The organism is Streptomyces sp. NBC_00443 (genome assembly GCF_036014175.1).
GTDB lineage: Bacteria > Actinomycetota > Actinomycetes > Streptomycetales > Streptomycetaceae > Streptomyces.
Map to the genome: position 1 here is coordinate 8,317,924 of NZ_CP107917.1, position 13,156 is coordinate 8,331,079.

14 protein-coding genes and 1 pseudogene are annotated in these 13,156 nt (G+C 71.8%); 5 read left to right on the plus strand and 10 right to left on the minus strand.

Annotated features, from left to right (window positions below):
• Window positions 1-14: 14 nt before the first annotated feature.
• Entirely contained in the window at window positions 15-1,370 is a 1,356-nt protein-coding gene (locus OHO27_RS37860; RefSeq protein ID WP_328429443.1) for an FAD-dependent oxidoreductase, read from the minus strand.
• A 208-nt stretch (window positions 1,371-1,578) separates the two neighbouring features.
• On the opposite strand from OHO27_RS37860, the gene OHO27_RS37865 reads away from it, so the two are divergent.
• Entirely contained in the window at window positions 1,579-2,052 is a 474-nt protein-coding gene (locus OHO27_RS37865) for a DUF6214 family protein (RefSeq protein WP_328429444.1), read from the plus strand.
• A 72-nt stretch (window positions 2,053-2,124) separates the two neighbouring features.
• Here the strand turns inward: OHO27_RS37865 and OHO27_RS37870 are convergent, their stop codons facing one another.
• Window positions 2,125-2,808 carry a DUF305 domain-containing protein gene (locus OHO27_RS37870; RefSeq protein ID WP_328429445.1) on the minus strand — a complete coding sequence of 228 codons (684 nt, stop codon included), beginning with the start codon at window positions 2,806-2,808 and terminating at the stop codon, window positions 2,125-2,127.
• Window positions 2,809-2,872: 64 nt separating this feature from the next.
• On the opposite strand from OHO27_RS37870, the gene OHO27_RS37875 reads away from it, so the two are divergent.
• On the plus strand, window positions 2,873-4,369 hold the full coding sequence (locus OHO27_RS37875; RefSeq protein ID WP_328429446.1) for an LVIVD repeat-containing protein: 1,497 nt from the start codon (window positions 2,873-2,875) through the stop codon (window positions 4,367-4,369).
• Here OHO27_RS37875 and OHO27_RS37880 read toward each other — a convergent pair.
• The 6 genes and pseudogenes from OHO27_RS37880 to OHO27_RS37905 all read right to left on the minus strand — a co-directional run bounded on the left by OHO27_RS37880 (window position 4,357) and on the right by OHO27_RS37905 (window position 8,614).
• A complete protein-coding gene (locus OHO27_RS37880; RefSeq protein ID WP_328429447.1) occupies window positions 4,357-5,043 on the minus strand; it encodes a TetR/AcrR family transcriptional regulator in 687 nt (228 codons plus the stop codon). The genes OHO27_RS37875 and OHO27_RS37880 overlap by 13 nt on opposite strands.
• 149 nt (window positions 5,044-5,192) lie before the next feature.
• The gene (locus tag OHO27_RS37885) at window positions 5,193-5,924 is read right to left on the minus strand and encodes an HAD family hydrolase (protein ID WP_328429448.1); all 732 of its coding nucleotides are present in this window, start codon (window positions 5,922-5,924) and stop codon (window positions 5,193-5,195) included.
• A 10-nt stretch (window positions 5,925-5,934) separates the two neighbouring features.
• Window positions 5,935-6,240 carry a hypothetical protein gene (locus OHO27_RS37890; protein ID WP_328429449.1) on the minus strand — a complete coding sequence of 102 codons (306 nt, stop codon included), beginning with the start codon at window positions 6,238-6,240 and terminating at the stop codon, window positions 5,935-5,937.
• A gap of 214 nt (window positions 6,241-6,454) precedes the next feature.
• Complete coding sequence (locus tag OHO27_RS37895; RefSeq protein WP_328429450.1) at window positions 6,455-7,126, minus strand: phosphatase PAP2 family protein; 672 nt, start codon at window positions 7,124-7,126, stop codon at window positions 6,455-6,457.
• 153 nt (window positions 7,127-7,279) lie between these two features.
• A pseudogene (locus OHO27_RS37900) lies at window positions 7,280-8,166 on the minus strand (M48 family metalloprotease).
• Window positions 8,063-8,614, minus strand: a complete 552-nt coding sequence (locus OHO27_RS37905; RefSeq protein ID WP_328430669.1) for a DUF5134 domain-containing protein — start codon at window positions 8,612-8,614, stop codon at window positions 8,063-8,065. The pseudogene OHO27_RS37900 and the gene OHO27_RS37905 overlap by 104 nt, the downstream one beginning before the upstream one ends.
• 177 nt (window positions 8,615-8,791) lie before the next feature.
• Between OHO27_RS37905 and OHO27_RS37910 the strand changes: the two genes are divergently transcribed.
• Both OHO27_RS37910 and OHO27_RS37915 read left to right on the plus strand, forming a co-directional pair.
• On the plus strand, window positions 8,792-10,279 hold the full coding sequence (locus OHO27_RS37910; protein WP_328429451.1) for an FUSC family protein: 1,488 nt from the start codon (window positions 8,792-8,794) through the stop codon (window positions 10,277-10,279).
• Window positions 10,276-10,812, plus strand: coding sequence for a MarR family winged helix-turn-helix transcriptional regulator (locus tag OHO27_RS37915; protein WP_328429452.1), 537 nt, complete (start codon window positions 10,276-10,278; stop codon window positions 10,810-10,812). Before OHO27_RS37910 ends, OHO27_RS37915 begins: the two co-directional genes overlap by 4 nt.
• Before the next feature lie 48 nt (window positions 10,813-10,860).
• Here the strand turns inward: OHO27_RS37915 and OHO27_RS37920 are convergent, their stop codons facing one another.
• Window positions 10,861-11,625 (minus strand): VOC family protein, encoded by a 765-nt coding sequence (locus OHO27_RS37920; RefSeq protein ID WP_328429453.1) that lies wholly within the window; start codon window positions 11,623-11,625, stop codon window positions 10,861-10,863.
• A 165-nt stretch (window positions 11,626-11,790) separates the two neighbouring features.
• Here OHO27_RS37920 and OHO27_RS37925 point away from each other — a divergent pair, with 165 nt between their 5' ends.
• Window positions 11,791-12,702, plus strand: coding sequence for an N-acetyltransferase (locus tag OHO27_RS37925; protein WP_328429454.1), 912 nt, complete (start codon window positions 11,791-11,793; stop codon window positions 12,700-12,702).
• Here the strand turns inward: OHO27_RS37925 and OHO27_RS37930 are convergent.
• The gene (locus OHO27_RS37930) at window positions 12,699-13,091 is read right to left on the minus strand and encodes a VOC family protein (RefSeq protein WP_328429455.1); all 393 of its coding nucleotides are present in this window, start codon (window positions 13,089-13,091) and stop codon (window positions 12,699-12,701) included. The two genes, OHO27_RS37925 and OHO27_RS37930, sit on opposite strands and share 4 nt — an antisense overlap.
• Window positions 13,092-13,156 lie beyond the last annotated feature (65 nt).

A 13,156-nucleotide genomic window follows, 5' to 3' on the forward strand; every position in this document is an offset into this window, starting at 1 on the left:
GAACAGAGTGTTGATTACGGGGGTGTTGCTGCTTCGTTGCTGTGCGCGGCGTTCATCAGCGACTCCCAGTCGGGGAGCTTCACCACACCCCTGCCCAGCGACGCACCCAGCGCCACCTCCGCCCGCTCGATCGCGCACCAGCCCTGCCACTCGACCGGTTCGATCCCCTCGGCGCGCAGTGCCGTGAGCGGATCCTCGGGCAACTCCCTCTGCGCGAGTGCGGAGGCGTCCTCCAGCAGCGACGTCACCGTCTCCTTCGCGCACGGACGGTTGGTGCCGATGACGCCCGTCGGGCCGCGCTTGATCCAGCCGGCCACGTACTCGCCCTGCGCGACCAGGCCCTCGCGCAGGACGCGGCCCGCTAGGTGCGGGACCGTGCCGGTCGCGGGGTCGAACGGCAGGCCCTCCAGGGGGACTCCGCGATAGCCGACGGAACGCAGCACCAACTGGGCCTCGATGTCCTCGTACCGGCCCGTGCCCGTCACCCCGCCCTGCCCGTCGGGTGCCGTCCGCTCGAAGCGGACCGCGCCCACGCGCCCGGCGTCGGCGAGGAGCTCGACGGGGCGCAGGAAGAAGCGCAGCGCGATCCGGTGGCCGACGTCCTGTGCCGGGGCCTCGGCCCAGCCGCGCAGTGCCGCCACGTTGCGGCGCTGCGGGGCGGGCAGTGCGGAGGGGTCGGCGTAGGCCGGATCGATCGCCAGCTCCTGCGGATCCACGGTCACTTCGGTGTCCGGCAGGGTGCCCAGCTCGCGGAGCTCCTTGGTGGTGAAGCGGGCCTGCGAGGGGCCGCGTCGGCCCACCATGCTGATGTCGGTCACCCGGCTCGCGGCGAGGGCGGTGAGTGCCGCCTGCGGCATGTCGGTGGGGCTCAGCTCGGCCGTGCCCCGCGCGAGCATCCGCGTGACGTCGACCGCGACGTTCCCGAGGCCGATGACCACCGCCGAGCGCGCGCCGAGGACGAAGCCGTCGTCGATGGCGTCCGGATGGGCGCTGTACCAGGACACGAACTCGGTCGCCGACCAGCTGCCCGGCAGGTCCTCGCCGGGAATCCCGAGGTGCCGGTCGGTGGCCGCGCCCACGCAGTAGACGACGGCGTGGTACAGCTCCCGCAACCGGGTCGTGGGCACCCCGTCCGGGCCGATCTGCACGCCGCCGAGGAACCGCACCCGCTCGTGCTCCAGGACGGTCCGCAGATTGTTCTGCAGGGACTTGATCTTCTCGTGGTCCGGAGCCACCCCGTAGCGCACCAGGCCGTACGGGCACGGCAACCGGTCCAGGACGTCGACGACGACGTCGGGGTCCTGTTGTACGAGGCTCTGGGCGGTGTAGCACCCGCTCGGCCCGGAGCCGACCACGGCGACATGCAGCACGGCGGAACTCCTTGTCCGAGGTACCTTCGAGGTCTTCAGGAGTCGCTCTCGAATCCAGCATCGCACCGCTTCCGCTCCGCTGACAGGGTGCTGTGCGCCGTACGGGATGCGTGTTCGTTCGTATGGAATGTGATCATGCGGTTACGTTGCGTGTGTGCTGGAAGCATCCTTTCTTAATCTTTCCGATCGCCGTGCGACGGACGGTGCCGTGTCCGTGTGGCCCGCGTGGGAAGTGCGGGACGACGCCGGGGCCACTGTGTGGTTCGGGGTCCGGCTCGAGTTCGGTGACGGTGCCCGGGTCGACGCGCTCGCCGTGGCGTCCGAGGGGTGCGTCTCCATCGAGGACGTACGGGCCGAGCCGGCGCTGTCCCTCGACGACCTCGCGGCGCTCGCCGACTGGATCGAGGCTCCGCTCTCCGAGGCGTGCGGGGTCGGGGCCGGGTCCGGGGCGGACGGTGAGGACGGCGAGGACGCCGTGTCCGGTCTGGTCGTGCCGGCCTGGCCCCGGGGCGTCGAGGGGCAGTGGCTGGTGGCACAGAAGTACCGTGCGGCCCAGGAGCAGGGCGTCGACCCCGTCCTCGCGGTGATGCGCGCGACGGGGCAGGACCGCCGGAAGTCGCTCAGGCTGATCGGGCAGGCGCGCGACGCGGGCTTCCTGACCCGCCGCCGGGCCCGCCGCTGAGCGCGGCCCCGGCGGCAGCCGTTCCGGCGGACGTGGCGGCCGGAGCCGCAGCCGCGGCCGGGGCCGGGGCCGTCAGAGCATGTCCCGCATCCGCGTGACCTCACTCGTCTGCTGAGCGACCACCTCGTCGGCCATCTCCTCGATCTGGATGTTGTTGCCCTGCCCCTTCACGTCGGTGGCCATGGTGACGGCCCCGTCGTGATGGGTGATCATCAGAGTGAGGAACAGCTGGTCGAACGCCTTGCCCCGCGCGGCCCGCAGCTTCTCCAGCTGTGCCTCGGTCGCCATGCCGGGCATCGATCCGTGCTCGTGGCGGTCGCTCTTCTCGGTCTTGCCGTGGCTCTTCAGCCAGCCCTTCATGGCGCTGATCTCCGGGCCCTGCGCGGCGCCGATGCGCTCGGCGAGCTTCCTGACCTGCGCCGATTCGGCCCGGTCCGGGGCGAGTTCGGTCATCTCCAGGGCCTGGGAGTGGTGTTCGATCATCATCCGCGCATAGGAGACGTCCGCCGAGTTGGGGGAGTCGTCCTCGGCGCGCTGCTGTGCCGCATCCTCGGCGGACAGCACCCGGTTCGACTCTCCGGGCTTGCCCGGCACGATCACCGAAGGCCCGCTCTGTGAGGACGACTTGGCGTCGGAACCGGAGTCGCAGCCGCCGAGCACGAGCACGGTCAGGGCGGCCAGGGAGGCCGTAGCGAAGCGTGCCCGGCGGCAAGGCGCTTTCGTTACATGTCTATTGCCCGCTCTTGAAATGTGCATGATGAAGACGATACTCGGGCGTGCGTGAACCGTTCCAGTGCGAACGGCACAAGGGAGGAAAACAGTGATCCTGTTCAGTAATCCCAGAACGCGACGCAGACGCCTGGCAGGTGCTGCCGCCGCCGCCGGGCTCCTGGCCGCGCTGCTCACCGCGCAGCCGGCTGTCGCGACCCCCGACCCGGGGGACGGCCCCGTCGCGGAGAAGGAGGTCTCCGAGAGCACCCGGGCCGAGGTGCGCGAGGCCCTCGCGGACGGCGAGATACCCGGCCAGAACGAGATCGTCCACTCCGACAACATCCAGCACCTGGCCCACGTCCCCAAGGACGCGCTCCAGGGCACCAACTCGGACATCGCCTTCCAGGGCAGGTACGCCTTCGCCGGCAACTACGACGGCTTCAACGTGTTCGACATCAGCAACCCGAGGGCGCCCAGGACCATCGCCCAGGTCCTGTGCCCCGGCTCGCAGAACGACGTCTCCGTCTCCGGTGACCTGCTGTTCCTGTCCACCGACTCCTCGCGCAGCGACAGCAGTTGCAACAGCACCACCCAGCCCGCGACCGAGAAGTCCTCGTGGGAGGGCATGAAGGTCTTCGATATCAGCGACAAGAAGAACCCCAGGTACGTCGCCGCCGTCGAGACCGCCTGCGGCTCCCACACCCACACCCTGGTGCCCGAGCGCAGGAACGTCTACGTCTACGTCTCCTCGTACTCGCCCGACGCCGGCTACCCCGACTGCCGGCCGCCGCACGACGGCATCTCCATCATCAAGGTGCCGCGCCACGCGCCCGAGAAGGCGGCGGTCGTGGACTTCCCGGTGCTCTTCCCCGGTGAGGGTCCGGACGGTGGCGGCAACCCGGGTCCGCCCGGCGGCGTCCGCAAGACCACCGGCTGCCACGACATCACGGTGCTGCCCTCGAAGGACCTGGCCGCCGGCGCATGCATGGGCGACGGCATCCTGCTGTCCATCAAGGACCCGGAGCGCCCGAAGGTCATCGACCAGGTCAGGGATGACGTGAATTTCGCGTTCTGGCACTCGGCGACCTTCAACCAGAAGGCCGACAAGGTCGTCTTCACCGACGAGTTGGGCGGCGGCAGCGCGGCCACCTGCAACGCGCAGATCGGCCCGGACCGCGGCGCCGACGGCATCTACGACATCGTAGGCAAGGGCGACAAGCGCAAGCTCGTCTTCCGCAGCTACTTCAAGATCCCCCGGCATCAGGCGGACACCGAGAACTGCGTCGCCCACAACGGCTCGCTGATCCCGGTCAAGGGGCGCGACATCATGGTCCAGGCCTGGTACCAGGGCGGCGTCTCCGTCTGGGAGTTCACCGACTCGGACAACCCTAAGGAGATCGCCTACTTCGACCGCGGCCCGCTGACCACGGACACGATCAAGTCGGGCGGCTCGTGGTCGGCGTACTACTACAACGGCTACATCTACTCCAACGAGTACGCCCGGGGCTTCGACGTCCTGAAGATCGACGACCGGCGCACGGCCCCGGCCCGCTGGGTCCACATGCGTGAACTCAACGTCCAGACACAGCCGGACTACTTCGACTGACCCTCAGGGCAGCCGGGCGCCGACCCGGTCGCGAAGAACCGCGACAGATCCGTGTCGCACGTCCCGCCGGGCACGGCCCCCGAGTCCGGCGGGACTCCAAGCCCCCGGTCCAGCCCGTAGCGCTTGAACAACTCGGCCCGCAGCACCGGCACGGGCATCGGCACCCCGGGCACCAGCGCCGCGTAGACCGCGCCCATGAGCAGCGCGCGGAGCATCGGGTAGTCGGCGTCCGGGTCCGGTGAGCCGTACCGTACGCAGGTGTCCCGCAGCAGTTCGGCCAGGCGCCGCTGCTCCGGGCACTGCACGAAGCCCTCGGCCTGCAGGATTCCCGCCATGTGCTGGCGCATCAGCACCGGCCGGTCCCGGGCCAGGCCCAGGATCGCGTCGACGGCCCTGGCCATCCGCTCCCGCCCGTCCTCGGTGCGCGGCTCGCGCTCCAGCGCCTCCTCCAGCGTGCGGTGCATCAGCCGGTGCACGGCGGACTGCACGAGCTGGCGTTTGCCGGGGAAGTAGTACGACACCAGGCCCCGAGCCGAGCCCGCCCTGTCCGCGATGTCACCCAGCGTGGTGGCGTCGTAACCGCGCTCGCTGACCAGCTCCACCGCCGCCTGCAGAAGCCGCTCCCGGGAACGCCGCCGCAACTCTTCATTGACCGAGGCGCTGCGCGGGGACATGCTGGACTCCTGCGTTGACTGGCTGCCAGCCAACTATACTCAACGCGTCCGGTCAGGCCCGTGGTGGGCCTGGTCGGTGTTGCGGCCTGCCTCGGGCGACGCGGGGGATCGTCCGAGGCAGGCGTGCGTCCCGGGATGGTGGCCGGAGGCTACTTGTTCTGCTGCGGACCGCCGGCGTTCGCGCGCGGGACGGCCCCCACGAGATCCAGCACCGGCCGCAGCGCGTCCGGCCGTTGATCGGCCGGCAGATGATCCACGAAGTGCACCGCACAGCCCAGCGCCGCCGCGCCGCCGTCGGCCCGCCGGTTGTCGCCGACCATGACGACCTCGCGCGGATCGGCGTCCAGCGCCGCACAGGCCACTTCGAACAGGCGGGGGTCGGGCTTCTGGATGCCGTGCTCGTACGACAGCACGTACGCGTCGACATACGCATCGAGACCGTGCTCCCGGAACACCGGCCGCAGATCCCAGCCGATGTTGCTCACCACCCCGACGCCGATGCCGCGCTCACGCAGCGCCCCCAGCACATCGGCGGCATCCGGGTACGGGCCCCACGCGGCCGGTGCCATATGGCGGTCGTAGAGCAGGTCGTGCAACCGGTCGTCGGGGAGCGGCACATGCCGGGAGAGTCCGGTGTAGGCCGCCCGGTGCAGCTCGGAGCTCTTGTCCCGCACTCCCCAGACGCTCGCGACGTCCTCGGGCAGCCACGACGGATCAATCCCGCCCGGGAGGGCGCCCATCGCCTCCAGCGCCTGCGCGGCCTCGGCCAACTCGGCCTCGGCGAGCTCCATCTGGGCCTCGGCGAGCGCTCCGCGCAGCCAGGACTCGGTGGACTCGACACGGAAGAGGGTTCCGGAGAAATCGAACAGAACGGCGGTCATGGAGCGGATCCTACGGGGCCAGGTTCCACTGCTCGGGAAGATCGCCGCCACAGAACACACAGACGAAGTCGTCCTCGCGCACGATGGCGCGTTCACCGCACTCCTCACAGCGCCGGAACACCACCGCGTGCGTGAACCCGCCGGGATGCCCGACGCCGGCCCGGTCCAGGGCGCGGGCGACCGCCGTCCAGGAGTCGAGGTCAGGGCAGTAGCCGGTGGACTGGTTGCTGATCTCCACGGCTGTCCGGCAGCCCGCGCCGGCCTCGAACAGCATCTCACCGGCGGCCAGGACGTCCCGGCCGCCGGCGCACGCCACATGCTCGCTCCGGCGGGCGGCGAGCCGCAGCCATCCGTCCGTGCCGACGACGTACGTGAAGGGTTCGGCCCGCTCGGCCGGTGAGCACTCCGCCAGCCAGGCACCCAGGTCGGCGCGGCCGACCGCATGACCCGGCCCTCGGAATCCGGCCGGACGGTGGCGTACAACTCGGCCGGCCCCACATAGCCGTAGGGGCGTTCCGGCTGCGGTGCCCTCACATCTGCCACCGCATGTGCACACGCACCGCCAGCACCACGACCAGCGCGCCCAGCAGCCAGCCGCCGACGACGTCCGTGGCCCAGTGGACGCCGAGCCACACCCGGGTCAGCCCGACGCCGGCCACGGAGATCGCGGTCACGGCGACGGCCGTACGCCACAGGGCGCGGTCGGCGCCGTAGCGGTGCAGGAGCCACAGCAGGAGGCCACAGACCACCGTGGCCGTCATGGCGTGGCCGGAGGGATAAGCGGCGTAGTGGGCGGAGTCGACGGGGTCGGGCCATACAGGGCGCGGGCGGTCGACCAGGGCCTTCAGGGTCTGCTGGGCCAGTGTGGCGAGCGCACATGTGACCACCAGCCATACAGCCGTCCAGCGCGCGGCTCTGCGCCACACCAGCCAGATCGCGACCGCGAACGTCAGCAGGCGCATCGTCCACGGATCCCAGACCCAGTCCGTCAGGATGCGGAACGCCTGCGTGAGGCCGCTCTCGTCGACCGCCCAGCGGTGCGTGGTCCGCGCGACGTCGCTGTCGAGGGCCATCAGCGGGTGCCACCGCAGCGCGACCAGGGCGAGCAGCAGCGTGGAGCCCACGGCCAGGGCGCCGGCCCAGCCTACGGTCCTGCGCTCGGCCGGCGGGCGGGGCGGGGATTCGACGGACTGGGTGTGCATAGTGCGATCCTCGCCGACGGATGGGGCTAGAGGCCAATGCAGGGGATGCATTTGCGACGCCCGCCACAGGAGTACCGGGCCGTCCCCGTAAATACCGGGCGGTCCCCGGGACGTACCCCTCGGACGGATCCGGGTACCCGTCAACCGGCCCGGTTATCCCAGCGCCCGCAACCGCGGCTGAACGCCACCAGTACCGGTACCACCGGCACCAGCGTGGCAGGCTGCCGTCAGCCGGAGGCGTCGGTCGGCCGTGAGCCGACCCGGGGGTGCCGGCAGCCGGTGCACCCGCTGCGGCACCTGCGCCCGATCGATCGGGGAGGGGCTGAACACGCCCCGGTCCTCGTTGAGTTCGACCAGCGCGAGGGCCGTCGGCAGCCAGCCGAAGCGGCGGGACGCCGTGTCGTCGGCGGCGAGTTCGACCAGCCGGTGCACCCGAGCAGTGCAGCAGCCAGTCGTGTCGGGCCTGTGCGTGCCCCTGCTCGTGGGCGAGTACGGCGTCCAGTTGCCGCGCCCCTTCAGGCGGCGCAGTGCGGCGGTAGTGATGACGAGCCGCGGTGCCGCCCCGGGCAGCCACCAGGCGTCCGAACGCTCGCCCTCCAGGATCGTCAGCCCGTCGTTCCCGGTCGTGTCGCCGGGCAACAGCGGGGCGCGCACGAGGAGTTCGATCCTTCGCCGCCGACGCCGGGCACGCACGCGTGCGACCTCGCGCACCAGCATCGCCACGGTCCACAGCCCACCGCACGCGAGCGTCACCGCGGTGGTCACCGCCCACGGACCGCTCACCCCGAGCGCGTACGCCTCCACCACGGCACTCGGCGCCGGGGCGAACACATGGCCGCGCACCGCCTGCCACGCGGCCGCCGCACTGAGCGTCATCGACAGGGCACGGCACAGCACAGGAGTACGGCCGCTACCACGCTCCCCCCATGCGGCACTTCAGAGAGCCAGCAGCATGGCCACCATGGCGATCCCCATCGACAGCCGACAGGCCCGCGCGAGCTCAGGCCGGTCGCCCCATCCGACGCCTCCACCCCCGCCACTGGCGGTGACGGTCACGGGCACCAAACGGAAACCGGACAGCAGTACGTAGCCCGTGAAGTACAGGAGCAGAGCGCCAGTCAGGAGCGGGATGCCGAAATCGCCGTGCCCGCCGTGACGGCCGGGTGAGGCCGCCATCGCGACCGCCATGTAGACCATGGCCGAGGCTCCCACCAGATGGTGCAGATGGTGGGCGCTCGCACGTGCCGACCACAGGGCCTGCAGCGCCGCAGCGCCGAACACGGCGGCGTAGAGGGGCCAGGCCCACGTCGGCGGCGTGAACACCGCGGCAGGCACCGCCATCGCCGCCATCCCGAAGCCCATCAGCGCCTCGCCGCCCGCGGCCCGGCGCTGCTCCTCGACATGGCTGCGCATCCGCAGCAGGCAGTAGGCCCCGGTCGCCGCACACAGCGCGACCAGCAGCCAGCCGTACGAAGCCGGTCCGTGCACGCGCACCTCCCGCTCGACGGTGTCGGACAGTCCGTCGATGCCCCGGTCGTCCGGCGCGCATGCGAGCGCAAGGGTGTACGCGGGGAGCATTCGGCGGAGCACGGCAGGTCGTACCGCATCACTTGCCCCGCATCACCTCTATCATTTACGAGTAAAACACTTGCTAAGGTGATGGGCATGAAACTGGTGAGGAGTACGAGCAGCCGCCATCCGCTCGTCGGCGTGCTGCGTCTCGGCCGGCCGTCGGACATCTGGTTCAAGCCCGCCCTGAGCGTGGTCGGCGCCGTCGCCCCGCCCAACCTCGCCCTGCTGCTCCTCGGCCGGCTGGACCTGGCGATGTACACGATGGCCGGATCCCTGTGCGCGCTCTACGCCCACAACCGCCCCTACGCCGCCCGGGCCCGCGCCCTGGCATGGGTCGCGCTCGGCATGCTCGGCGGCCTTGCCACGGCGCTGGTCGCGGCCTCGCTCACCAGCAGTGCCGTCGTACTGGTCACCGTCGGCGCGGTACTGGCCGCCGTGCAGAAGGTGCTCTGCGACGCGACCCGTATCGGTCCGCCGGGCAACGTGGTGCTCACCTTCATCAGCTCCGCCGCCCTGTTCGCCCCGCAGTCCTTCGTCCAGATCCCCGGGCACGTCGGTCTCGCCGCCACGGCCGCCGCCTGGGCCTGGCTCGTCGGCATGGCACCGGGCCTGCTGCGACCGCACGGCCCGGAGCGGCGGGCCACTGCGGGTGCCCTGCGCGCGGCTGCCACGTATGCCGAGACGGGCGGTGCAGGCGCTCCGAGTAGCCCGGGCGACCACCGAACCCGTGCCCACGCCACCGCTGCCGCCGCCGTGCACGCCGCGCGCCAGGCGCTGCTCTCCGCGGGCCGCCCCGGCCGCCCCGGCCGCGCCTCCGAGACGCGCCGCGCGCTCGAACGCCTCGTAGTGCGCGCCGAGGTCGCCCTCGCCGCCCCCGCCGACGCCGACCCCGCGCTGCTGCGCACCTGGGCCCGGCAGGTGCGGGGCACCCGGCCCGTGCCGGAGCTGGACGACCTCACGAACATCGGAACCGAACTCACCTCGCCCACCGTCCCGTTGTGGCACCGCCTCGCCTCCCTGACCCCGCTCGCCGTACGCACCGCCCTCGGCTGCGCCCTCGCCGGATACGCCTCGCTCGCCCTGGGGATCGGCCGCCCCTACTGGGCCCTGGTCACCGCGGCGTGTCTGTACCAGGCGAACCTCACCCTCACCTGGGGCCGTGGCGTCCAGCGCGTCATCGGCAACCTGCTGGGCGTCCTCCTCTTCGCCGCACTTGTCCCACTCGCCCACACCGGCGAGATCGCCCTCGTCCTGTGCTGCCTCGCCCTCAACTTCGGTGCCGAGGCGCTGATCAGCCGCAACTACTGGCTCGGCAGCGTCTGCGTGACCCCGATGGCGCTGCTCATCACCGAGTTCGCCGGGTTCCAGGAGCCCGGGCGGCTGATCACCGAGCGGGTCGTGGACACCTTGGTCGGCGCGCTGCTCGGCCTCGCCGCCGCGGTGGCCGTACCGGACCGGCGGTGGCAGCGGGTCGTGCGCGCCGGGCGGAGAGGACCCCGTACGCTCGCGGCCACGGGGCGTAGCCAGGGACCGCGCCCGGACCAGCGCACAGGCGACACGACGGAGGGCGTACGGCCATGACGGCGACGAACGGCGGGCCGACCGGGACGAGACGGGACACGGTGGCCGCCGTGGTCCGGCAGTGGCAGGCCGTCCACCCCGACCTCGACACCGCCCCGATGGAGATCATCGGCCGCATCAACCGCTGTGCCGCCCTCCTCCAGCAGGCCGAGGACGCCCCGCTGCGCCGGGCGGGCCTCAGCCGCCCCGAGTTCGACCTGCTCGGCGCGCTGCGTCGCACCGGCCACGAACTGACCCCCAGCGAACTCGCCCGGGAAACCTTCTCCTCGGGCGCCGCCGTCACCAAACGCCTCAAGCAGCTGACCGAACGCGGCCTGGTGGAGCGCCGCGGCGACACCCGCGACCGTCGCGTCGCCCATGTCCGCCTCACCGACACCGGCCGCGACCTGGTCGACGGCATCCTGCCCGAACAGCTCGCGTACGAGACGGCCGTACTGTCCGGCGTCGACCCACAGGGGCAGGACGAACTGGCCTCTCTGCTCAGCGAGTTGCTCGGCCGGCTGGAGGGCCAGCTGAGGGCGCTGCGCGGCTGACCCGACCGCGGGCGGTCTCCACGTCCGCCGGGCGTGCGGTCGGCGGTGTCACTTCTCGTCGGCCGCTCGGTACACGCCGAACACCGCTCCCTGCGGGTCACGCAGTACGGCGATCCGCGGTCCGTCGGGGACGGAGGTGGGCTCCATGAGAATGGTGCCGCCCGCCTCGGTCGCGTCCGCCGCCATCCTGTCCACGTCCACCACGGCGAAGTACGGCAGCCAGTGCGCGGGCACCTCGTGCGGGAACTTGTCGTCCATCGTCAGCATGCCGCCGAAGTCGTCGCCGTCGATGCCCCACTGGGTGTAGTGCTCCGAGGCGTTGACGCTCCAGCCGAACACCGTCGTGTAGAACTCCACGGCCCGCTCGGGCGCCCGGGTCAGCAGTTCCACCCAGCCCAGTGCGCCGGGTGCGCTGAGCACCCCCGCGCCGGGGAACGACCGGGCCTGCCAGAGCTGGAAGACCGCACCCGTCGGGTCCACGGCCACCGCGAAGCGGCCCACGTCGAACACGTCCATCGGGCCGACCAGCACAGTGCCGCCGGCCTCCGTCACCTGCCCCGCGGCGGCGTCCGCGTCCCGCACCGCGAACGACACGTTCCACGCCACCGGCTGCCCCTCCTGGTACAGCGGCGTCAGCGCGGCCACCGCCGCTTCACCGAGGTGCGCGACCGTGTAGCCGCCCGCCTCCTGACGCGGATCGGTCTCGGCGCGCCAGCCGAACAGCCCCTCGTAGAACCGCTGGGCCGCGGCCACGTCGCTGGTCCCGAGCTCGGTCCAGCAGGGCCCGCCGGTCACCGGCTTGTCGAGCTTCATGGCGCTCCTCCCGCAGGAAACCCCCTCCAGCACGCTAATCCTCTCCCAGGGCCCCGGCCATCCGGCGGAATCCATGGGAGCCCGGCGCCGTCGCCGTCGTACCCTCGACCCCGTACCGCACCGCGTGGCGGCCTCCCGGCACCGTTCTCCGACCGGAGGTCCCGCATGCCCGCGCTCCAGGTGCGCCCCTTTCGCCGTGCCGACCGCGACCAGCTCACCGAACTGATCAACATGCACGTCGCCGCTGTCGTCCCCGGCATCTCCGTCTCCGTGAACACGGTGGTCAGTGCTCTGGAGCGACAGCCGGACGAGTTCATCACCGACCCCTGGGTCGCTGAGCGCGTGACCCTGTTCGCCGAGCAGCGCGAGCACCTCGTCGCCGCCCATCTGCTGCCCTACCGGGCGGACGACGAGGTGGGCGGGACCTACCGGGACATCGGCGAGACCGACTGGTTCGTGTGCCGTCCGCCGGCCTCCTTCCTGCCGGACTCCGACGAGGCCGCCGACCTGCTGATGAACGCCTGCCTGGCCCAGCCGGCCCGCTGGAACGTACGCGCCCGGCACACGAGCGGAGAGCTCCCCGGCCCGGCCGTCTACGGCCTTCCCCGCACCTGGCCGCACATCCGCGCCCTGTACGAGCGCGCGGGCTTCCGGCACGTCGGCGACACCGAGGTGATCCTGAACGCGCGCGTGGCCGACCTGCCGACCCACGAACCGCGGCCCGGCGAGACCTTCGACCGCACGCTGGGGGAGTGCGGCACGTGCTTCACGGCGTACGCCGAGGGGCGCGCCCTCGGCTTCATCGAGGTCGACACGTCCCTGTCCCGCCCCGAACGCCACGCGCGCGGCACGGGCCTCGCCGACATGGGCAACCTGCACATCGACCCGACGACGTACGGCGAGGGCGGCCTGGAGCACCGACTGCTCGGTCGGGCGGCCGACTGGCTGCGGCTGTGTGGTGTGGACCGCCTCCTGGCCTGTGAACGGGCCGCCGACGGCACGAGGACCGACCGCCTGACCTCGGCCGGCTTCCGGGAACTGACCCGCACCGACCGAGGCTGGGAGCACCCGTCCTAGATTCCGGGCCGGTACCGCAGCGGGTGATCCGCCGGCACCTCCACCAGCACGATCTGCGTCCCGTCCGGGTCGGCGATCCACATCTCGATGAGGCCCCACGGCTCCTTCACCGGCGGCCGGACGATCTCGACGCCCTTGTCCCGCAGTTCGTCGTGCGCCGCCGCCAGGTCCTCGACCTGCAGCCACAGCCGGACGGCCGGGGACGGCGGGGTCTCGGAACGGCCGGAGACCTCCAGGAAGCCACCGCCGAGGAAGTACACGGTGCCGCGCTCCGGCCCCGTTCCGAACTCGCGGTGGACGGCCAGGCCCAGTTGCTCGCCGTAGAAGACACGGGAGCGCTCGGGGTCGGTGGGATGCAGCAGGGTCCGTCCGCTCAGTACGTGCACCATGCAGCGGGATCCTAGCGGCGCGTTACGCTCAGCGGTGCCCGAGTCGTGCCCGAGAAGTGGAGAAG

What these genes read in the sequence shown, in the direction of transcription:
- OHO27_RS37910 (WP_328429451.1), top strand. Translation starts at nt 8,792, where the DNA reads ATGAAACTGGTGAGGAGTACGAGCAGCCGCCATCCGCTCGTCGGCGTG.
- OHO27_RS37870 (WP_328429445.1), bottom strand. Translation starts at nt 2,808, where the DNA reads ATGCACATTTCAAGAGCGGGCAATAGACATGTAACGAAAGCGCCTTGC.
- OHO27_RS37880 (WP_328429447.1), bottom strand. Translation starts at nt 5,043, where the DNA reads ATGTCCCCGCGCAGCGCCTCGGTCAATGAAGAGTTGCGGCGGCGTTCC.
- OHO27_RS37920 (WP_328429453.1), bottom strand. Translation starts at nt 11,625, where the DNA reads ATGAAGCTCGACAAGCCGGTGACCGGCGGGCCCTGCTGGACCGAGCTC.
- OHO27_RS37925 (WP_328429454.1), top strand. Translation starts at nt 11,791, where the DNA reads ATGCCCGCGCTCCAGGTGCGCCCCTTTCGCCGTGCCGACCGCGACCAG.
- OHO27_RS37895 (WP_328429450.1), bottom strand. Translation starts at nt 7,126, where the DNA reads ATGCACACCCAGTCCGTCGAATCCCCGCCCCGCCCGCCGGCCGAGCGC.
- OHO27_RS37930 (WP_328429455.1), bottom strand. Translation starts at nt 13,091, where the DNA reads ATGGTGCACGTACTGAGCGGACGGACCCTGCTGCATCCCACCGACCCC.
- OHO27_RS37915 (WP_328429452.1), top strand. Translation starts at nt 10,276, where the DNA reads ATGACGGCGACGAACGGCGGGCCGACCGGGACGAGACGGGACACGGTG.
- OHO27_RS37885 (WP_328429448.1), bottom strand. Translation starts at nt 5,924, where the DNA reads ATGACCGCCGTTCTGTTCGATTTCTCCGGAACCCTCTTCCGTGTCGAG.